At 42.9% G+C, this 20,616-nt stretch carries 20 protein-coding genes and 1 pseudogene; 11 read left to right on the top strand and 10 right to left on the bottom strand.

Annotation, left to right across the window (positions count from 1 at the left end):
- Positions 1-25: 25 nt before the first annotated feature.
- The 5 genes from AM228_RS04355 to AM228_RS04375 form a co-directional block, all read right to left on the bottom strand.
- Positions 26-451 carry a hypothetical protein gene (locus AM228_RS04355; protein ID WP_054464875.1) on the bottom strand — a complete coding sequence of 142 codons (426 nt, stop codon included), beginning with the start codon at positions 449-451 and terminating at the stop codon, positions 26-28.
- A gap of 12 nt (positions 452-463) precedes the next feature.
- Positions 464-2,161, bottom strand: coding sequence for a dynamin family protein (locus tag AM228_RS04360; protein ID WP_054464876.1), 1,698 nt, complete (start codon positions 2,159-2,161; stop codon positions 464-466).
- 317 nt (positions 2,162-2,478) lie between these two features.
- Entirely contained in the window at positions 2,479-2,736 is a 258-nt protein-coding gene (locus AM228_RS04365) for a hypothetical protein (protein WP_054464877.1), read from the bottom strand.
- A gap of 60 nt (positions 2,737-2,796) precedes the next feature.
- On the bottom strand, positions 2,797-3,597 hold the full coding sequence (locus AM228_RS04370) for an Rpn family recombination-promoting nuclease/putative transposase (RefSeq protein WP_054464878.1): 801 nt from the start codon (positions 3,595-3,597) through the stop codon (positions 2,797-2,799).
- Positions 3,598-3,864: 267 nt separating this feature from the next.
- Entirely contained in the window at positions 3,865-4,089 is a 225-nt protein-coding gene (locus AM228_RS04375; RefSeq protein ID WP_054464879.1) for a DUF433 domain-containing protein, read from the bottom strand.
- Positions 4,090-4,184: 95 nt separating this feature from the next.
- On the opposite strand from AM228_RS04375, the gene AM228_RS31805 reads away from it, so the two are divergent.
- Entirely contained in the window at positions 4,185-4,361 is a 177-nt protein-coding gene (locus AM228_RS31805) for a hypothetical protein (RefSeq protein ID WP_156331526.1), read from the top strand.
- Positions 4,362-4,393: 32 nt separating this feature from the next.
- A complete protein-coding gene (locus AM228_RS36005; RefSeq protein WP_255353145.1) occupies positions 4,394-4,522 on the top strand; it encodes a hypothetical protein in 129 nt (42 codons plus the stop codon).
- 1,519 nt (positions 4,523-6,041) lie between these two features.
- Here the strand turns inward: AM228_RS36005 and AM228_RS04385 are convergent.
- The gene (locus tag AM228_RS04385) at positions 6,042-6,299 is read right to left on the bottom strand and encodes a hypothetical protein (RefSeq protein WP_054464880.1); all 258 of its coding nucleotides are present in this window, start codon (positions 6,297-6,299) and stop codon (positions 6,042-6,044) included.
- A gap of 129 nt (positions 6,300-6,428) precedes the next feature.
- Entirely contained in the window at positions 6,429-7,088 is a 660-nt protein-coding gene (gene sufR / locus AM228_RS04390) for an iron-sulfur cluster biosynthesis transcriptional regulator SufR (RefSeq protein WP_054464881.1), read from the bottom strand.
- A 199-nt stretch (positions 7,089-7,287) separates the two neighbouring features.
- On the opposite strand from sufR, the gene AM228_RS04395 reads away from it, so the two are divergent.
- The 6 genes from AM228_RS04395 to AM228_RS31815 all read left to right on the top strand — a co-directional run bounded on the left by AM228_RS04395 (position 7,288) and on the right by AM228_RS31815 (position 13,520).
- Entirely contained in the window at positions 7,288-7,650 is a 363-nt protein-coding gene (locus AM228_RS04395; protein ID WP_054464907.1) for a ferredoxin-thioredoxin reductase catalytic domain-containing protein, read from the top strand.
- A gap of 138 nt (positions 7,651-7,788) precedes the next feature.
- Positions 7,789-9,228, top strand: coding sequence for a Fe-S cluster assembly protein SufB (gene sufB, locus AM228_RS04400; RefSeq protein ID WP_054464882.1), 1,440 nt, complete (start codon positions 7,789-7,791; stop codon positions 9,226-9,228).
- Positions 9,229-9,369: 141 nt separating this feature from the next.
- A complete protein-coding gene (gene sufC / locus AM228_RS04405) occupies positions 9,370-10,158 on the top strand; it encodes a Fe-S cluster assembly ATPase SufC (protein ID WP_054464908.1) in 789 nt (262 codons plus the stop codon).
- Entirely contained in the window at positions 10,158-11,510 is a 1,353-nt protein-coding gene (gene sufD / locus AM228_RS04410) for a Fe-S cluster assembly protein SufD (protein WP_054464883.1), read from the top strand. Before sufC ends, sufD begins: the two co-directional genes overlap by 1 nt.
- A 352-nt stretch (positions 11,511-11,862) precedes the next feature.
- Positions 11,863-13,134, top strand: coding sequence for a SufS family cysteine desulfurase (locus tag AM228_RS04415; protein WP_054464909.1), 1,272 nt, complete (start codon positions 11,863-11,865; stop codon positions 13,132-13,134).
- Between the two features lie 161 nt (positions 13,135-13,295).
- Complete coding sequence (locus AM228_RS31815) at positions 13,296-13,520, top strand: hypothetical protein (protein WP_072160647.1); 225 nt, start codon at positions 13,296-13,298, stop codon at positions 13,518-13,520.
- A 237-nt stretch (positions 13,521-13,757) separates the two neighbouring features.
- Here AM228_RS31815 and AM228_RS04420 read toward each other — a convergent pair whose 3' ends face one another.
- Together AM228_RS04420 and AM228_RS04425 are read right to left on the bottom strand one after the other, a co-directional pair.
- Complete coding sequence (locus AM228_RS04420; protein WP_054464884.1) at positions 13,758-14,159, bottom strand: type II toxin-antitoxin system VapC family toxin; 402 nt, start codon at positions 14,157-14,159, stop codon at positions 13,758-13,760.
- Positions 14,156-14,389, bottom strand: a complete 234-nt coding sequence (locus AM228_RS04425; protein ID WP_054464885.1) for an antitoxin — start codon at positions 14,387-14,389, stop codon at positions 14,156-14,158. The genes AM228_RS04420 and AM228_RS04425 overlap by 4 nt, the downstream gene beginning before the upstream one ends.
- A gap of 394 nt (positions 14,390-14,783) precedes the next feature.
- Here AM228_RS04425 and AM228_RS04430 point away from each other — a divergent pair, with 394 nt between their 5' ends.
- Positions 14,784-18,257 (top strand): DNA methyltransferase, encoded by a 3,474-nt coding sequence (locus tag AM228_RS04430; RefSeq protein ID WP_054464886.1) that lies wholly within the window; start codon positions 14,784-14,786, stop codon positions 18,255-18,257.
- A 191-nt stretch (positions 18,258-18,448) separates the two neighbouring features.
- Positions 18,449-19,105 carry a hypothetical protein gene (locus tag AM228_RS31820; RefSeq protein ID WP_156331528.1) on the top strand — a complete coding sequence of 219 codons (657 nt, stop codon included), beginning with the start codon at positions 18,449-18,451 and terminating at the stop codon, positions 19,103-19,105.
- A 10-nt stretch (positions 19,106-19,115) separates the two neighbouring features.
- On the opposite strand, the gene AM228_RS04435 is transcribed toward AM228_RS31820, so the two are convergent.
- Entirely contained in the window at positions 19,116-20,069 is a 954-nt protein-coding gene (locus tag AM228_RS04435; protein ID WP_054464887.1) for a lysylphosphatidylglycerol synthase domain-containing protein, read from the bottom strand.
- 201 nt (positions 20,070-20,270) lie between these two features.
- Here AM228_RS04435 and AM228_RS04440 point away from each other — a divergent pair.
- Positions 20,271-20,616 (top strand): annotated as a pseudogene (locus tag AM228_RS04440) (keto-deoxy-phosphogluconate aldolase); the annotation flags it as partial.

Below are 20,616 nucleotides of genomic sequence, written 5' to 3' on the forward strand. Positions count from 1 at the left end.
AGGAAATGAAGTCGAAATAAATATACTATGGCTTCCAATTATCGATATAACCCCGAATAGCGGCTAACTCTCTCCGATAATCATTAAGTTTGCTACTGTGAGAATCAAGACTTTCAATAATTAGCTTATTTTTAGCTTCTTTCTGCTGAAGTTCGTTCCACAAGTTATTCAACTTCACTTGAAATAGGCTCTTAAAATCATTAATTTTATCTAACCCGCAAATGAATTGGGAAAAATCTTGTTCTAGAGAACTATAAATAATTTGCTTCATCTGCTCTCTATGCTGGTTTATTTGACTATTAAATTGACTGAAGATTTTGTGAAAATCCATTTGATGTCCCATGTAGTAAAAGTCCACCCACTCACCATCACCAATACAGCCTTCCTGAATATAGTCGTATTCTTTAATGGGAATTTCAATTCCTGTTAATTGAAAATCATCTATTCCCATATCATATTTGTCTTATAACTTTAATTCTATTTTAGAGCCTATGTATATGAAAAAAAATTGTGATAATTCTTCAATTCTTATCGGCCAAAAAGCCAATAATTTTTTCCTAACGTTTTTCGCTTCTAAATTAAGCTGCTTTTGCAAAAAACTAATTTGGTTTTTATAAACAGAATTGCAACGACTATAAATCAGCGGTTCAGCTTCTTGTGCAATCTCTACCATTTTTGCTCTAGATGAGCTTGCTTCCTCAAATCCATACAATGAATTTCGTGTTCGTGGGGCAATATAAGAACTATACCAATCTGGGCTATAATATGATGTGTACCAACGACCACCTTTCTCTCTTTCCATTTCTTCAATTTCTGACTCTATACTTGATTTTGCTGAATCACAGAAACTATCTATCTGCTGATTAAGCGCATCAAATAAAGCCTCTTTATGGCTTTGTAAAATATCCCGAAGCTGTTTATATTGATTAGAAATAAATTCTATCTTTTCCATCCATTCAGTTATTTTGGCTTTCTGGGACTGGATATAGTTTTTTCTTATATTAGACTGGTTGATCAGGATTTTTTGAGTATCTTCTACCTTGATGTCTAGAATTAATAAAACTTTAACAAGAAGATTATAGCCAGAATTCTGAAGAATACTTTTAATCGCCGTTTCTTCAAGATTAGAAATACCACTATCTATTAAAGCTGATGGCGCAATCTCTGACAATGGCGGTGTGTAAGAGCCACCGGAGGCATCAACTCTACTGTAAGTCTGACCAATAATTTTTCTAAATTCTTTATGATGACTTTCAGTCGCTATCCCTTTTAAAATGAGTTTAGCCAGCAGTCCTTGTTTAGCACTAGCAGGATAAATAATTGGTTCAGAAAAGCGAAAATCATTCATCAATGTTTGTTTCAAGTCCATGATCACATCCTCGATTTTACGAGAATGCTCCTCTTTCATATCTACCTTATTCAGAATAAAGAAAACCTTATGCCAGCTTTTTAATAAGAAATCTTGACGGTTTTTTCCTATTTCCCTGAACAATTCAGCTACTTCATTCGTCTTGTAATTGTTGTAATCTAAGATAAACAAAATTACATCACTGTTGTGTAATGCTTCCAGAGAAGCTTGCTTGAGTGGAGTTGTGTCAAATTTTGAAGACTTCCACTCGTTAGAACCAGGCGTGTCAACTAAAGTAAAACCAGCCAGAAAGGGAATGGTACTAGCAACTTCGATAGGATGTTCTAGTTCAAAGCGAAGAGTGTGATAGGGGTTGTTTTTTTGTCGAATCTCGCGGGTATATTCTAAAAACTTATGTCGAATTTTCTGGGCATCCCCTTGTGCAATGACAATTGGTTGCTGTTGCCCCTGCCGATACTCCAAAAGTCGAGGAACTTGTCCGACTGGAATGTGTCGGATATCGGTACGGCAGACAGTACAAGATTCTGTGTCAGTTGCCAGTATATCCTCGCCAATAACAGCATTTAGAAAGGTACTTTTACCTACACGCTGAACCGAAATTGCTGCTGCTTGATACTTTTGAGCCTGTAAATCAGCTAAAGTTTGACTGATATCTGTCTCAACTTTCCTTAACTCACTGGCGGCATCGCCTTCGAGCCACCGACTTGCTCTAATCTCTCGCAAATACTGCAAAAGTTTTGTCGCCTTAGTGTAAAGGTCAGTATGTGTTTTAGCAAAGTCTTGAGAAGGCATACGGCGATTTTCTGGGTTAGAACTAAATCGTTAGTTGAATTTTAACACAAATTTGTCAAGTAAGCTGCCTCGAAACAAGATAAATACTAATTGAGGAATCAGTTTTTCTCCAGCCCCCTAATACCTGCCATCGCATTGTCGGAGGTTTGGACTAAGGGCCTGTGGGTGGCGGTTGTGAAACCATTTCTGCCTCGCAAACTTGCAGAAACTCCAAGTCCAGTAAATCCGAGTTTTACTCTAAAATATCTACTTCTTCACCCCTAGTAAAATTCAGCAGTTATTGAATCATATTTCGATTTATACCTCGATTAATTTTGTTAAGCTTCCGCTATATTTGCTTCTACTTCAGCTACAGACACATCTAAAAATGTAGCAATTTCTTCTGTAGCTAATCCCCGATTAAACATTCTGAGAATTGCAGCTTTTTCTCGCTGTTTAGCTTTTTGTAACTCAGCCTGTGCTTCAGCTTGTACCTCAGCCTGAATCTCTTGGTAAACTCTGGTTTTATTTAAGTCACTCAGGTTAAACATGGCGGCAATTTCCTCTCTGGATTTTTGGGGTAACTTGTAAACCATGACATTTTCTAGATATGTGTAGGTTGAGTTGATAAACCCAACCTACAATTTATCACTCGATTAATTTTGTTCAGATTCCGCGATAGTCGCTTCTACTTCAGCTACAGACAAATCTAAAAATGTAGCAATTTCTTCTGTAGCTAATCCCCGATTAAACATTCTGAGGATTGCAGCTTTTTCTCGCTGTTTAGCTTCAGCTTGTACCTCAGCCTGAATCTCTTGGTAAACTCTGGTTTTCTTTAAGTCACTCAGGTTAAACATAGCGGCAATTTCCTCTCTGGATTTTTGGGGTAACTTGTAAAAAACGATGGTTTCTAGTAATTCGATAAACCTCTCGCTGACCGCGATATTTGGTATTTCTGTGCGAACTTGTTCAGCTAAATTTATAGCTAAATCTGCGGCTGTATCTTCTGGTTCAACGATCAGTTTAAGTAATTTTATCGGTAGGGGTGCGGTTGCTGTCGTACTCAGTTCATCGATGTAAATACGGGTGATGTTAGGAAGTGCCAGGATTGACTGAAAGTGGATGTTATTTTCTCTTTCAGTTTGGCGATTTGGGTATATTATTACCAATTGCCAAGGATGCTGCGGTTGGTATTGTCTGAGATAAATAAATAGTTCGGCAAATAAACGATAGTACAAGTTTGGATCTGGTTGAAATTGCACCTCCACAATGTAGAATGGTAGTTGAGAATCTGGGATAATTGGCAGAAATAAACCATCTAGACGAAAGGCTAATTGTTTCACTTCTTGCGAAGTAAATTGGTATTGATTGGTAGCCTCGTCTGGTATGCCCAGGAGAGCGAAGAAAACAAAGGGAAATTGTTGGAATATATTGTAAAATAGGCTATCGGTTTTCATGGATTAGATTAAATTTTTCATAATGTTATGTCCGGTTGATTAATTTTTGTCTGCTACTCCCTCGCCCGCTTGCAGAAACGCTAAATCCAGCAATTCCGAGTTTGGCTGTAAAATCTCTGGTTGCTCACCGCTAGAACAATTCAGCAGTTATTGAAGTTGAAATTTTGCTGGAGCAATTTACTTTGTGGCTGACTCTTCTACAGAGGTGGTTTCCTAAATCTATGTCCATCTGGTTCTACCACTACAAATGCACCAGTAAGTTCTTAATTAAGCTGACACTAGGTGAATGTCCTCAGCCGCCACAAGTGCGATCGCATATCTTAGGCAAGCACGAATATCCTCAGTTTGCCAGTCAGGGTAGTAATCCTGAATAATCGCCTCAAAGGAAAGTCCTTCATTAAGCAATTCCAAAACACTTTGCACGGTAATGCGCGTACCAGAGATGCAAGGTTTGCCAAAGTGAATGTGAGGAGCCACTGAGATTCTGTCCATATCGCCACAAAAATCTAGAGTCTGTTTCCTCTATTCTAGGTTACGCAGGCGGAAAAGCTGGGGCTAAAGTTGCGGTTGGTGACGTAGGAAAAAATATGGCGCGGAAACTGAAAGCACGTTTAGCTGATTCGATCGCAGCCGCTAATGTGACAGAGCTTCAGGCAGGTCGCCCCCATCCTTTAAAGGGCGATCGCGCCATTCGATCCGATGAAGCGGAATCGCGCCGGACAATTTGCTCTGGATCTGGTGCATCCACAGCGTTTAGTATTTGAACTAGCCCATGAACCAATTCCTCATCTAGAGGATGGTGGCATCGACTGAAGTGCAAGGAAATCGTAGCGATCGCCCCTATTTATACCTCTTTCTATTCCGCTTCTTGGAAGCCAAAAAAACAGCACAAAAAAACAGCACCCAGCCTTTACTAGCTGAGTGACTGCCTCTTTTTAATGGATATAATCTGGAGTTGCTTTTGCCGCTTTGGGCTAATTTGCAGGGCTCCCTTTTTCCTAGAGGAGGAAGTATCAGACTTCAAGTTGGGCACTGTTTTTGGTTGACGAGACAGATGAAAAGTTAAACAGCGTGTTTTACCTCTTTTCTATTACAAACATGGACATCGCGCTGTGCTATCTGCCAGGGAAGCTCATCAATTAGCTTCAATATTTAATCTAGCACTTTTTTGATAAATTACCAGCAATTGCAAGTAAACTTTACACTCTAATGAGTGAACACTTTAATTTATCAGTTATTAGTTAAGGCAAAGGGGTGTGGGGCCGCCATCGGTGTGGGGCTGCCATCGGTGTAGGGTGTAGGGTGTAGGGTGTGGGGTGTTGGGAGCGGAGGGGCAGAGGAGCGGAGGGGCAGAGGAGCGGAGGGGCAGAGGGGAGAGTGAATAGTGAATAGTGAATAGTGAATAGTGATAATTCTTTTCACTTTTAACTTTTCACTTTTAACTTTTAACTTTTCACTTTCCCCAACCAACAACCAACAACCAACAATCAACAAACAACAAAACCCAGCATCCTTAGATGTCCTCACTTCCTTTTCCGTCGGAGCTACAGCGGATATACAGATACCTACCAGTTTTCTCTGCATAATTTCCGCGTTACCAATCTAGGAAGCATCAGACCAGATGCTGGGTTCTGTTTTCGGTGGACGAGACAGATTTGTAGTGAAACAGCGTGGTTTACCTCTCAACTAACATGGACATCGCGCTGAAGTATCTGTCAGGGAAGCTTACTTCATAGCTTCAATTTATAATGTAGCACCTTTTTTTTGAATGGCAAGAAATTGCAACTAAACTTTACATTTTGCCGAAATTATCTTTTGAGGGACTAATTAATTTCCGCAACCTTGAATCCATGAAAAAATCCCAAACAAAAACAGCACCCAGCCTTTACTCACTCAGTGACTTCCTACCATTTTTTGAGCATATCTGGAGTCGAATCTTGAGCATTCTCAAGCACGGTGCTCCCAGTTCACAAAAATAGGAAGTTTGAGACTTCAAGTTGGGTGCTGTTTGGACTTGACGAGACAGACGATAGTTTAAACAGCGTCGTTTTACCTCTTTGACGAAACTACTTGTAACTTGGCGCTGATGTATCTGCCAGGGAAGCTAAACTTGCTTCAATTTTTACTTTAAGCACTTTGGGATAAAATTACAAGCATTTGACACCAAAGTTAACTGTTTTGGTAGTATTGACTCCTATCATTATTAAGTTAAGTAAATAATTAAGTAAATCTTAAATATTTAATCCGTTTAACTGAGAGGATTTCTGGGGCGAATCAGCAATAATTCCTACTGATATAAATCAGTCGATCGCTGGGGAATTGTGCGATCGCCCCCAAAAAAACTGGCAAAAATTCGCCCGATCGCCCTTGGTCAAAAGAGAGCGATCGCGAATTCAAAGCATAAATACTAAATCCGATCGGGATTAACGGGTAAATTCAGCCCGTTACCACTTCAAAAACGCCGCCTCAACCCCTTGTTCCCGGCGAATTTTACCATCCTGTTCAAACCAAGCAATCACCTGCTGGGGGGTCAAATCCTCCATCGCCACCCCAGTATCTTGGGCAATATGTTTCAACAGCTTTAAAGAAGAAATCGTCAACCGGGTTAAAAACTTCTCATGGGATGCCAGCAAAGCCCCATCCACCGCGCTAGACTCTTCCGGGGTTAAAAATTGTGGGCTAGATTGTGATTCAGGTATCATAGTAATATTTCGTAATATTTCATATTTACAACATAAAATATAACCGTTTAAGCGGTTAATTATTCTAAAAATTATGCTTGATTATGCTTAAAAGATTCCCGCCCTTGGGATGCGGGGAAAATCCCATTCTTAATCCAACTCACGAGGCTTAACTAAATAGCCACAGCGATGCTCACCATTAATCATCCAAAAAGTCCGTTCTACCACACAGTCTGGCAAAACACTAGCAAACATTTCTAATTCATGATCGCAAACCCTAGGGAAAGACTCGGCTACATTAGAAATCGCGCAATTATGTTCCGTAATCAGAAAGCGATCGCCCTTGCTGGTCCCATTCTGTTCCACCGGATGCCACTCCGCCATATAGCCCTCGATTTTACGCAGTTCTACCAAAGCCGCCACCCGCTTTTCTAGGGTGCCCCCCCCCAGGCGATCGCGATAATCAATCGCCTTGCGTTCCCACTGCTTCTGCAAAATCAAGCTCACCTGTTCCGGCCCCACCGTTTCTGCCAGAGCATCCAGCAGGGAAACCGCAAACTCATCATAACGATGGGGAAAGCGATCGCGCCCTTTCTCCGTCAACTGGTAAAGATACTGCGGGCGCCCCATTCGCTCCTGAATCAACTCATGGGAAATCAAGTGATTCGCCTCTAAATCCTTCAAATGGCGTCGAATCGCTTGGGGACTAATATTCAACTGTTCTGCCAAATCTTGCGCCGTTGCTTGACCCTGCTTTCTTAAAAATTGCAGGATATCGTCTTTGGTGGATTGCTGCTGGCTGGGTGTCATCCTCTTACCTGTTCTCGCTGACCAAAATGTCCAATAAAAAAAATCTCGCGGGAACTTTGACAACAGTAATGTTGCTAAAGTACCCTAAAATAAAAGTTAAGCAACAAGGCTGTTGTTTAATCTCATTATATATATACAGATGAACCACCGTGGACAACAACGTCCGCCAACCAAAAAAGCTCTTTATACCAGTCAGCGAATGAACCAAACTACACAAAATTTACCAGCTACAGACAAAAACCTAGAAGCCATGCGGCAATTTGCCGAACAATACGCCAAACGCACCGGCACCTACTTCTGTGCCGATCTCGGCGTCACCGCTGTAGTCATCGAAGGCTTGGCCAAACACAAAGAAGACCTAGGTTCGCCCCTATGTCCTTGTCGCCATTACGAAGACAAAGCAGCGGAAGCGAAAGCCGCTTACTGGAACTGCCCTTGCGTCCCCATGAGGGAACGGAAAGAATGTCACTGTATGTTGTTTTTAACTCCCGACAATGATTTTGCCGGGGATCAACAACAAATTACCTTTGAGCAAATTCGGGCCACCACCAATCCAGCTTAAAATCACCTTAGATCAATCATCATGGTTTGATGATTTCATCATCATCAGCCCTTGGTCATCATAAATACCCAATTAAGCAGTAATCTTAAGCTGGTAAAGCCGATCTACCACCTTCTAGACAAAGAGAACACACACACAATGAGCGCCTCAGTAAAAACCCTAGTCAACCAACCCTACAAATATGGGTTCGTGACGAACATCGAATCTGACACTTTGCCACCGGGACTCAGCGAAGACGTAGTTCGCCTGATCTCCGCCAAAAAAAATGAGCCGGAGTTCATGCTGGAATTTCGCCTCAAAGCTTACCGGAAATGGCTGACCATGCAGGAACCAGCCTGGGCTCATGTCAACTATCCGCCCATCAACTATCAAGACATTATTTACTACTCTGCCCCCAAACAGAAAAAAGAAAAGCTCAACAGCTTAGATGACGTAGATCCAGCTTTACTAGAAACCTTTGAAAAACTGGGCATCCCCCTTTCCGAGCAAAAACGCCTCAGCAATGTGGCCGTCGATGCCGTATTTGACAGTGTTTCCATTGCCACCACCTTTCGGGAAAAACTGGCCAAAGAAGGGGTGATCTTCTGCTCAATTTCTGAAGCAGTCCACGAATACCCCGAACTGATCGAAAAATATCTCGGTAGCGTCGTCCCCGTAAGCGATAACTTCTACGCCGCCCTCAACTCCGCCGTATTCAGCGACGGGTCTTTTGTGTACATTCCCAAAGGGGTCAAATGCCCGATGGAATTGTCCACCTACTTCAGAATTAATAATGGTGATTCGGGGCAGTTTGAGCGCACCTTAATTATTGCCGATGAAGGCAGCCAAGTTTCCTACTTAGAAGGTTGCACCGCCCCCATGTTCGACACCAACCAACTCCACGCTGCCGTAGTGGAATTGGTCGCCCTGGACAATGCAGACATTAAATATTCCACCGTGCAAAACTGGTATGCCGGAGATGAAAACGGCAAAGGCGGAATTTACAATTTCGTCACCAAACGCGGACTTTGCCAAGGGGTAAATTCTAAGATTTCTTGGACTCAAGTCGAAACAGGTTCGGCAATTACTTGGAAATATCCCAGTTGCGTGCTCGTGGGCGATAATTCCGTGGGCGAATTTTACTCCGTAGCCCTGACCAATAACTGTCAGCAAGCGGACACCGGCACCAAAATGGTACATATCGGCAAAAACACTCGCAGCACCATTATTTCTAAAGGTATTTCGGCGGGTAAATCCAAAAATAGCTATCGCGGTTTGGTGAAAATTGGACCGGGGGCAGAAGGAGCACGAAATTATTCTCAGTGTGATTCTATGCTGATTGGGGATAATGCTCAAGCGAATACTTTCCCCTATATTCAAGTGCAAAATCCGGGGGCAAAAGTAGAACATGAAGCTTCTACTTCTAAGATTGGGGAAGACCAACTTTTCTACTTAGCCCAGCGGGGTATTTCCGCTGAGGATGCTGTCAGCATGATGATTAGCGGTTTCTGCAAAGATGTGTTTAATCAATTGCCGATGGAATTTGCCGTAGAAGCCGATCGCCTCTTAAGTCTGAAGTTAGAAGGATCGGTGGGTTAAGCTGGCTTAGACCGAGAAACCGGGTTTCTTCCCTTGCTTTCTGGGGAAATCTTTTTCTCAAAGAAACCCGGTTTCTGGTTAATTGTGCGGGTTCATCAAAGAACCAAAAAATATGTTCCAGGAAATCAAATCAAACAAATTATGATTATTGAAAATAGTGAAGTAATTCTGTCAATTAGAAATCTGACCGCTAATGTGGATGGGCAGAAAATTCTCAAAGGAGTCAATCTAGAAATTAAAGCCGGTGAAATCCACGCCATTATGGGTAAAAATGGCTCTGGGAAGAGTACCTTATCCAAGGTATTAGCCGGACATCCCGCTTATGAAGTCACTGGCGGTGAGGTGATTTTTCAAGGAAAAAATTTACTGGAATTAGACCCAGAAGAACGGGCTTGTTCTGGGCTATTTTTAGCTTTTCAATATCCCGTAGAAATTCCTGGAGTCAGTAATCTGGACTTTTTGAAAGCTTCTTGTAATGCCCGTCGAAAATATCAAGGATTGGCAGAATTAGATGCTTTTGATTTTGAAGATGTGATTGCGGAAAAGCTGGAAGTTGTGCAAATGAATCCCGCTTTCCTCAAACGGAGCGTGAATCAAGGGTTTTCTGGTGGGGAGAAAAAGCGCAATGAAATTGTGCAAATGGCTATCTTAGAACCTAGTCTGGCAATTTTAGATGAAACCGATTCGGGTTTAGATATTGATGCTTTGAAAATTGTCGCTAATGGGGTAAATCAACTGGCTAATGCTGAGAACGCAATGTTAGTAATTACCCACTATCAGCGCTTATTAGATTATATTGTGCCGGATTATGTTCATGTGATGGAAGCCGGACGAATTATTACCAGTGGCGGTAAGGAATTAGCCCTGGAATTAGAAAGTCGCGGCTATGACTGGATCGGTGAAGAATTGACCGCTAAGGTAGGGGTGTAATGACTATGCAAATTGCGACTAAATCAGAAATTTCGGCCATCGATCGCTTGCTTTCGGAAGCAATCAATGGCGCAACCCCAACCGATGCTTGGTTACAGCAATTGCGGGATAATGCAGCGGCTGTGGTGCGCGAGTTGGGAATGCCGACGACACGAGATGAGAATTGGCGGTTTACCAACCTGGCACCCTTGGCAGCAGTGCCGTTTCAAAGGGCGGCGGCTTTTGAGTTGCCCCTGGGAACCCTTGGCAATTTAATTGACAATATTAAGATATTGTCTAAAGTCGATCGGCGATTGGTGTTTGTCAATGGCCGCTATTCCCAAGAATTAAGTGCGGTTGCGGGTTTACCTCAAGGATTATTTATCGGCAATTTGGCACAATTACCGGCTGAGTTGCGCGATCGCCTACCGGAATATTTAGCCAACCAAGAAGGGACACAGGAAGTTTTCACCGCCCTGAACACTGCGGGATTAAATGATGCGGCTGTAATTTGGCTGGGTAAAAATGTGGCCGTAGAAACGCCCATTCATCTGCTATTTATTTCGGTGACAAGGGAAACTCCGGCTTTAATTCAACCCCGGACTTTGGTGGTTGCGGAACCGGGCAGTGCTGCCACCGTAATTGAAGAATATATAGTAGCCGATCGCGAATGGTGTGCCACGGCGGAAACTCAGCCCTATTTTACCAATACGGTGACGGAAATTTATCTGGGGCAAAATGCGGAAGTGAACCATACCCGCATCCAACGAGAAGCAGCGAATAGTTTCCATATTGGCAAGAGTGCGATCGCCCAAGCCAAAGATAGCCGCTATTCCTGCATTGAAGTCAACACCGGCAGTAAAATTTCTCGGCATAACCTAGAAATTTATCAAAAAGGCGAAGGCACCCAAACCACCCTCAACGGTTTAACCGTCATTGGTGGGGAACAACTAGCGGATACTCACAGCAACGTAGTCCTGAACCATCCTCATGGGATGGTTGCCCAACTACAAAAATGTATCGTAGAAGATCGCGCCCATAGCGTATTTAACGGTCGGGTCTTTGTTGCCAAAGCTGCCCAACTGACTGATGCCAGCCAACTGAATCGGAACTTAATCCTATCGCGCAAAGGTCGGGTAGACACCAAACCGCAACTAGAAATTATTGCCGATGATGTCAAATGCACCCACGGCGCTACGGTCAGCCAGTTAGAAGCCGAAGAACTCTTTTACTTGCAAAGTCGCGGCTTAGATCCAGTCACCAGTCGCAACTTATTAATTGACGGTTTTGCCGGGGAAATCTTGGAAAAATTGCCCGTACCTTCTCTGGCAAACCGGCTATCTCGTTGTCTTGCCTGTCTAACCAGTCATTAAATAGGCCAGCCAAATTAATTGGATATAATTCGTAGGGTGGGCATTGCCCACCCTACAATTAATTAAAGCGGTTTTCATATTAATCAACCACAAATATCCGTAAGGGCGAAGCATGACCGTAAAAAATTTTTTATTTTGTCCCAGAGATGATCTGCGGTCATGCTTCGCCCCTACCAAAGAATATAGCAATTGTCATAGTTATGAAGTCCAAAAAAAACCTGTCATTCCCGCGCAGGCGGGAATCCAGAAAACCTCTGTAATTCGGACAATAACCGCTATATTTGGTCTATTCTATAGAAAACCGCGCTCCGAAGCCCTGGTAATTAATTTTATTTCCTCTCCCCCAAATACCATGATTGCTATTCAAGAAAAAAGCCTAGCCGAACAATTTCAAAAATTGCGTAGTGACTTCCCTATTTTGCTGGAAGAAGTTAACGGCAAACCCTTAGTTTATCTGGATAATGCCGCTACGTCCCAAAAGCCCGTTCAGGTGCTCAAAGCTTTGGAAGAATATTATTACCATAGTAATGCCAATGTTCACCGAAGCGTTCATACTTTAAGTTCGCGGGCAACGGATGCTTATGAAGGGGCTAGAGAAAAAGTGGCTAAATTTATTAATGCCGCTTCTTCTCAAGAAATTGTCTATACCCGTAATGCCAGTGAAGCGATTAATTTAGTGGCCTACAGTTGGGGATTAGGGACTTTACAGCCCGGAGATGAAATTATCCTCACGGTGATGGAACACCACAGTAATTTAGTGCCTTGGCAAATTATTGCCCAACGGACCGGGGCGGTGTTGAAATTTGTGGAACTCACGGAAACTCAAGAGTTCAATATGGAACAGTTTAAAACCCTGCTTTCCGAGAAAACTAAGTTAGTCGGGGTGGTTCATGTTTCTAATACTTTGGGTTGTATTAATCCGGTGAAAGAAATTGCCGCTTTAGCCCATGAATATGGGGCAAAAGTATTAGTAGATGGTTGCCAAAGTACGCCGCACATGGCGATTGATGTGCAGGATATTGATTGCGATTGGTTTGTGGCTTCTGGCCATAAGATGTGTGCGGCGACGGGGATTGGTTTTCTCTATGGTAAGTTAGCGGTTTTGCGGGCAATGCCACCATTTTTGGGCGGTGGGGAGATGATTGCCGATGTGTATTTAGACCATTCTACTTATGCGGATTTACCCCATAAGTTTGAGGCAGGAACTCCAGCGATCGCTGAGGCAGTTTCTCTGGGGGCAGCAGTGGATTATCTAAGTGCGATCGGTATGGATAAAATTGCCGATTATGAGCATGAATTGACCGCTTATTTGTTTGAGCAATTAAACCAAATTCCCGACCTTAAATTATATGGCCCACAACCAAAAGCAGACGGGTCTGGTCGGGCTGGTTTAGCCTCTTTTACCTGTGGGGCAGTTCATCCCCATGATTTATCTACTATTTTAGATCAAGCGGGGGTGGCGATTCGCGCCGGACACCATTGCACTCAACCTTTACACCGAGTAATTCATGCTCAGTCTACCGCACGGGCTAGTTTATATTTTTATAATACTCGTGCAGAAATTGATGTGTTTATTGCGTCTTTGAAAGAGGCGATCGACTTTTTTGGCAGTATTTTTGGTTAAAATATCCCCCCAACCCCCCTTTTTTAGGGGGGATTTTTTTATTGATATTATCTCCTCTCTGTGGATCTCTGTGTCTCTGTGGTTTATTGATTGTTTTTTTACCACAAAGACACAAAGATACACAAAGGAATTATTCCCATTTCAGAAGCAGAACAATAAAAATGAAAATAATTGTAGGGACACGGCATTGCCTTGTCCTTTCGCCCCAAGAAACAGAAACAGAAATTATGAGCGATCGCTCTCAAAAAATCAGCGATCGCGAATTGTGGCTATGGCAAAACCCGTCAGCCTTAAATTCAGTATTACGCGGAATTGAACAAGCGGCTGCTGGTGAAGTTCACGACTTGGGTTCTTTTGCAGAATATGCTGATTTGGAGATAGAATAATCGTGAATTTTCAGACGTAAGTAAATTTTGCGGTTTCTCAACTTTCAGAAGTGTTTTTCTGTGTTTCTGTGGTTTATTCATTATTTTTTTTTACCACAGAGACACAAAGATCCACAAAGAAATTATTCTTATTTTAGAAGCAGAACAATAAAAATGAAAATAATTGTAGGGACACGGCAATGCCGTGTCCTTTTCCCCCAAGAAACAGAAACAGAAACAGAAATTATGGGCGATCGATTATTCTGCCCAATTTTCTAAGCGCAAATTAGGAATCCGTGAAAATTCCTTAACATTATTCGTTACTAAAATTAGGTCTAGACTAATCGCATGGGCAGCAATCAGCATATCCATAGCGCCAATAACTAAGCCTTTTCGTTCAAGTTCCGCCCTGACACCTCCATAAATATTGGATGCTTTTTCATCAAATTTTACAATTTCCAAGGTAATGAGAAATTGATTAAGTGCTATTCGATTTTTCTCGCTTTGTTGACTTTTCGCGATTCCATATTCTAATTCTGCCAGCGTAATCGATGAAATTCCTACATCAGAGGGATGTAATCTCTTAAATTTCTCCAGTACCTTAGCGGGTTTCTGTTTAATAATGTATATACAAATATTCGTATCTAATAAAAACTTCACTCAAAAATATCCTCTCTGGTTTCCAGCTTCGGTTGTTCTCTAGTTTCCATGAAATCTTCAGAAAATAGACTTAAACTGTCAAATAACGGCTGCCAAGGATTATTCTTGGGAATCACCACTAATGCGGTGCCAACTTTTTTAATATAAACTTCATCCCCTTCGAGATGAAATTCATCGGGCAATATGAGACTCTGGGTATTGCCATTTTGGACAATTTTAGCAAGATTCATCGTTGCCTCCTTGTTAAATATATAATCAGTTTAGCAGATTTATCATAAAAAGAAATCTCGCAATTGCACCAAGGTGGGATGATTCAGCTTGGCTAAAATCCTCCCTTTGCGGATAAATCGCTTTAACCAACGACAGAAATTATGGCCGATCGCTCTCAAAAAATCTGCGATCGCGAATTGTGGCTATGGCAAAACCCGTCAGCCTTAAATTCAGTATGAAGAGGAGTGGAGAAATTGCCTTGGTCAAGTCATTTCGGAATTGGATTCGGCAAAAAATCTAAAGATTGGCTGATAAATCTGATGCTGATGATTTGAGCGATCGCTATATGGTAAACTATAGAGTTATGATCCGAGATAGCAGATCACCCCAGCAAAAGATAACTGACCGATTAACATGAACGAAACAGATAAACAACGAGTCCAAGCTTTTTTAAATAAGTGGCAAGGGTCAGAAGGGAACGAACGCGCCAATTATCAAAGTTTTTTTGGTGATTTATGTGTTGCCTTGGGTGTGGCAGGGCCACCCCCCAAGGGCAGCGTTTCTGGCGATCCTTATTGTTTTGATAAAGATATTAAGTTTTATAGCGAGAAAGGAGAATCAACCCGGTTTGCTGACTTCTATAAACAAGGTCATTTTTTAATTGAGGCAAAACAGGGCAGCAAAGAATCAACCAAAGGCCACGGCAAGCGGGGCACGAAAGCTTATCAAGATGCGATGCAAAAGGCATTTTATCAGGCTAAGTCTTATGCGAATAATCGGATGCTGGGAGAGTTGCCCCCATTTTTGATTACTTGCGATATTGGTTCTCACTTTGAAATTTGGCAAGGGTTCAGTGGAGAATATGGCAGTTATGGGGCAAGACAACAGGTAAATTTGGCTGACCTGATCCAGCCAGAAGTTTTTGACCGTTTTGTGAAAATTTTTACCGACCCCCAAGAGTTGAACCCAGAGAAATATCGGGCAAGGGTGACGCGGGAAGTGGCGGCAGAATTGGCCAAATTATCGAGATGGTTAGAGGAACAAGGACACGAACCCCAAGAAACGGCAAATTTCCTGATGCGCTGTATTTTTACTATGTTTGCGGAGGACGTGAAATTGCTGCCTGGGGAAGTGTTTACTAAGGCATTGCGCGATCGCTGGATTTCTAGTCCCAAACATTTTAAACCGGAAATTGAATCCCTCTGGCAAACCATGAATATTGGGGGCAAGTTTGGGTTTGAGAAGATTTTGCGGTTTAACGGGAGCTTTTTTCAGGATGCCACGGCGTTTGCGTTGCCCAAAGACCAGCTTGAGGTGTTGTATGCAGCAGCAGCAAAAGATTGGAGTCAGGTAGAACCAGCGATTTTTGGCACGTTGTTAGAGCGGGCTTTGGAGAAAAAAGAGCGCAGCCGTTTAGGTGCCCATTATACCCCCCGATCCTATGTAGAGCGGTTGGTGCGTCCGGTGGTGATGGAACCGTTGCGCCAAGAATGGGATGAAATTGAGTTAGAGGTGAAGCGGCTACTGGAACCAGAACCGGGTCAGGAAGAACCGACTAAAAATCAGCGGAATAAAGCAGAAAAAGAGATTCGGGGATTTTTGCAGCAGTTACGCACGATTAAAATTCTCGATCCGGCTTGTGGGACGGGTAATTTTTTATATGTTTCAATGGATTTGCTCAAAGGGTTAGAGCAAGAGGTGATGACGCGGTTGATCGATGTTGCGGGTAAAGTGCAGTTGAATGTGTTAGAGCAAATTAACCCATCGCAGTTTTTGGGGATTGAAATTAATCCCAGGGCAGCAGCGATCGCGGAATTAGTGATTTGGATTGGTTATCTGCAATGGTATTTTAAGCGGTATGGCAATGCAGAACCCCCAGAACCCGTGTTACAAGCGTTTGGCAATATTGAATGTCGGGATGCGGTGTTGGCTTATGACGGCAAAGAGGAAGATATTGACCCGAAAACCGGAAAGGTGAGAACGCGCTGGGGTGGCAAGATGATGACCCATCCCGTGACCGGGGAAGAAGTACCGGATCCCACGGATCAAATTCCCATTTATCGTTATATTAATCCTCGTCCTGCCGAATGGCCAGAGGCGGATTATGTGGTGTCAAATCCGCCGTTTATTGGGAATGCAAGAATGCGGGAATTGTTAGGTGATGGTTATGCCGAAACCTTAAGAAAAGTTTATCAAGAAGTTCCTGACACAGTTGATTATGTCATGTATTGGTGGCATAAAGTCGCAGAGCTAACTTGTATAGAAAGGATAAAATGCTTTGGATTAATTACTACTAATAGTATTTCTCAAGTCAGACAAAGAAAGGTAATTGATTTTCATCTTTCTGGTAAACATCCGCTAAAAATTTTATTTGCGATACCCGATCACCCTTGGGCAGATAGCGGCGCAGCAGTTCGCATAGCAATGACCACTGGTGTAGCAGTAAATCGTCATATTTATACGATTCCTAAAATAGGAAATGTTACCCAAGAGTTTGAATCTGACAATCCTGAAAAATCAGCAGAAAACCTCAAAGTTAGCTATAAAAACGTTTCTAAAATATTTAGTAATCTTCAGACAGGTTCTGATTTAACCTTAGTTTCCCAATTAAAAGCAAATGATCGGCTGTCAAGTCGTGGAGTTATGCTATTTGGATCGGGGTTTATGCTTAACCAAGATACTGTTAAAAAAATTGAAAGTTCAGTAGTGTTTACTTATATCAATGGACGAGATATGATGCACCAATCTCGTAATTACTGGGTCATCGATCTATTTGGCTACTCGGCTGAAAAGGCTCAAGACAAATTTCCCAAAGCCTATCAATGGATTTTCGACAATGTTAAACCAGAAAGAGATGCTAATCGAGATAAAAATCTTCGAGATAACTGGTGGCTATTTGGAAGACCTAGACCAGAACTGAGGCACGCTTTAAAAGGATTAAAAAGATACATCGTTACTGTTGAAACTAGCAAACATCGAATATTTACTTTTCTAGATGTAAATACAATTGCAGACAATAAACTTATTGCGATCGCGATTAATGATGCGTACTTTTTGGCAATTATGTCTTCCAAACTTCACATTATATGGGCTTTAACGTGCGGTGCTCAATTAGGACCAACACCTGTATATGTTAAAACCAAATGCTTTAACGCCTTCCCCTTCCCAGACCCAACTCCAGAACAAAAACAGAAAATCCGAGAACTGGGCGAAAGACTGGACGCACACCGCAAACAAGTCCAAGCCAAGCATCCCGACATTACTATCACGGGAATGTACAACTTGCTGGAAAAACTTCGCGCTGGGGAACCCTTCACCGACCAAGACCGGGAATATAACCATAAAGCCCTGGTTTCTACCCTAAAACAAATTCACGACGACCTCGATCGCGCCGTCTTTGCGGCTTACGGTTGGGATGATCTTATTCCCCTCTGGGAACAAAGCCAAAACCACAACCCCAAAGAAGAACTGGAAAACCAAATCCTCGATCGCCTGGTTGCCCTCAACGCGGAACGGGCAGAAGAAGAACGCAACGGCTTGATCCGTTGGCTGCGTCCCGAATACCAAGCCCCCGAAGCACAAGCCCACCAAACCACCCTGGAAGGAGTCACCCCGGAAGCCGAAACCGTGGTGGAACCCGTGGAACAACAAAAATGGCCGACCAAACCCAAAGAACAACTCGCCGCCATTCGCGATCTTTTGCGTACCAATTCCCACGAATGGACCGTTAACCAAATTGCCGCCCAATTCACCGGACGCAATACTCAGAAAAAACTCGATGCCATTACCGAAAACCTGGAACGTTTAGAATGGTTTGGCATGATTATTTCCCACACCAAAAACGGCATCACTTCCTGGCAATATACCGAATTACCACAAGCTGGTTAAGCCACCATAATTTCTCAAGTGCCGCGATCGCTTCTCCGGTTAAACTTAACCCGGTGGCGATGCCTATCCTCGGTTGTGGTATCAGTTAGCGCAATGCAGGAATTTTTAGATTTAAGTAAGTCCATTGGAGAAATTGCTCTGATTAAATCATTTCGAGATGGGATTCGGAAGCCAATTTAGAAGTAGCTTATGTGCTGGTCGATCGCGCTTGGGAAAAAGAACACGGCATCAAACGTCAGGTTAATATAGATGAATCATTAGTGATTGAATCCTTCCAGGGTTACAGAGACAGATCCATACTTTTTTTTACCACTTCAGACACAGAGATCCACAGAGTAATTATTCCTTCAAACCACCTTAAAGTGCATGAAAAAGGGTGGCTTTTAAGCGATATTATCTCCTCTCTGTGGTTCTCTGTGACTCTGTGGTTTATTGATTGTTTTTTTACCACTTCAGACACAGAGATACATAGAGTAATTATTCCTTCAAACCCCCTTAAAGTGCATGAAAAAGGGTGGCTTTTAAGCGATATTATCTCCTCTCTGTGGTTCTCTGTGACTCTGTGGTTTATTGATTGTTTTTTTACCACTTCAGACACAGAGATACATAGAAGAATTATTCCTAAAAGAAAAAGCGGAAGCATTAAATTCTGTATCTTCCATAAGCTTGGTTATACCTTATTAAGATGTTATTTCCGCCCCACGCGGGTGTACTTCCTGCCGGAATCCAAATCTAGCTACCCGTGCAGGATGTGTGGAATGAACCCTCACCCCCAACCGACGCCTGCCCCCTCGCGGGGGGCGGCCCAAAAGGGGAGAGGGGAGCTAAAGAGTTCACAAATCATTTAAGATAGCTATATTAATCAAATTTTTGGGAAAATTTGTTGAAGATTAAGAGCGTGATCGCCACAATTAAGGGAACAAAATAGTAAATCCCTCGATAAGCTAAAAGTGCGCCCAGCAAGTCAGCAGAGGCGATCGATGGAGACAGCGAAAGTAACAAGACTGTTTCAACGACACCTAATCCTCCCGGAACATTACTAATAATCCCGGAAATTTGAGCTAACAGGTAAATACCAAAAAACCCCGGATAGGACAATAAAGTGGGTTTTGGCAGTAGCAAATAAAGCACTCCTGCTGCGAGTCCCCAATCAATCGAGGTGACAACAATTTGGGTTAGAGAAATTTGCCAGGAAAGATGAGGAATCGTCCATTTGCCAATCCGAATTGATTGCCGATGACTTAATAGGTTCCAGAAGAAATAAATCAAGACGATCGCCAAAAAAATTGCCCCGATGGGATGGACTGATTCAAAGGGCAAATGCAGCAAAGATGGAACCGCCAGGGGTTCAAGCAGAAATAAAACACCGCCTACGGCAAACAGTCCAATCCAGAAACTGAGATTACAAAAGGCAATAATCTTAGCAATTTCTGTGGCGGAAAGTCCCCAACGAGAATAAAAGTGATAACGAATGGCGCTGCCACTTAAGAGTGCGAAGCCAATGCTATTACTGACGGCATAACTAATGAACCCTGCCAAAATCGTCTTCTGGGGTGGCAGTGAACAGCGAATGTAGCGCATCGCCAGTAAGTCATATCCTGCCAAGATAATATAGTTAATCATCATTAGGGCGATCGCCAGGATTAAATATTGATCGGGAATTCTATTGAGACTTTGGATCACCTCACTGGGAGGATACTTTTTCAACTCCTGGCTGATTGTCCAAATCGCCAAGCCAAACAGCACAAATCCCACTATGGCAGAAATAACTTGAGAAACGGGGAATGGTGTCGAGGTACGAGTTTTCATCATCCAGGTTTAAACAGCACTTACGCCGAGGATCTATTTATTCTATTTTGTCGGGGCAATTCCTCAAGGCGATGCTTGCCCCGATTTGACTTCGGGAATCTATCTATTATATGATGATGACAATTTTGCCGGGACTTTGTTGGGGCAATTCGTCAAGGCGATGGTTGCCCCAGAGAACCTACGGATATCAAAGAGAAAAGAGAAATGATCCAGGCAATGATCTCGGAGAATTGGTTAAATAAATTGCGGCAACATCGAGCGATCGCCGTGATTCGGGCAGCAACTCTAGAACTCGGTCGGCATCAGGCGCAGGCTGTAGCCGAAGGCGGTTTGCGGATCATTGAAATTACCTGGAATACCGACGGCGCCGCTGAGTTAATTCAGCAATTACGCGGGGAATTGCCCCACTGTATGATTGGCACTGGCACCATTTTAGACCAAACCGCCCTATTTGAGGCGATCGCCGCCGGGGCAGAATTTGCCTTTTCTCCCCATATCAATGTCCCTTTAATTCAAGCCGCTGTTGCTGCCGGAATTCCCATCATTCCTG

Origin of the sequence: Planktothricoides sp. SR001 (assembly GCF_001276715.1) — a bacterium.
Lineage (GTDB): Bacteria > Cyanobacteriota > Cyanobacteriia > Cyanobacteriales > Laspinemataceae > Planktothricoides > Planktothricoides raciborskii.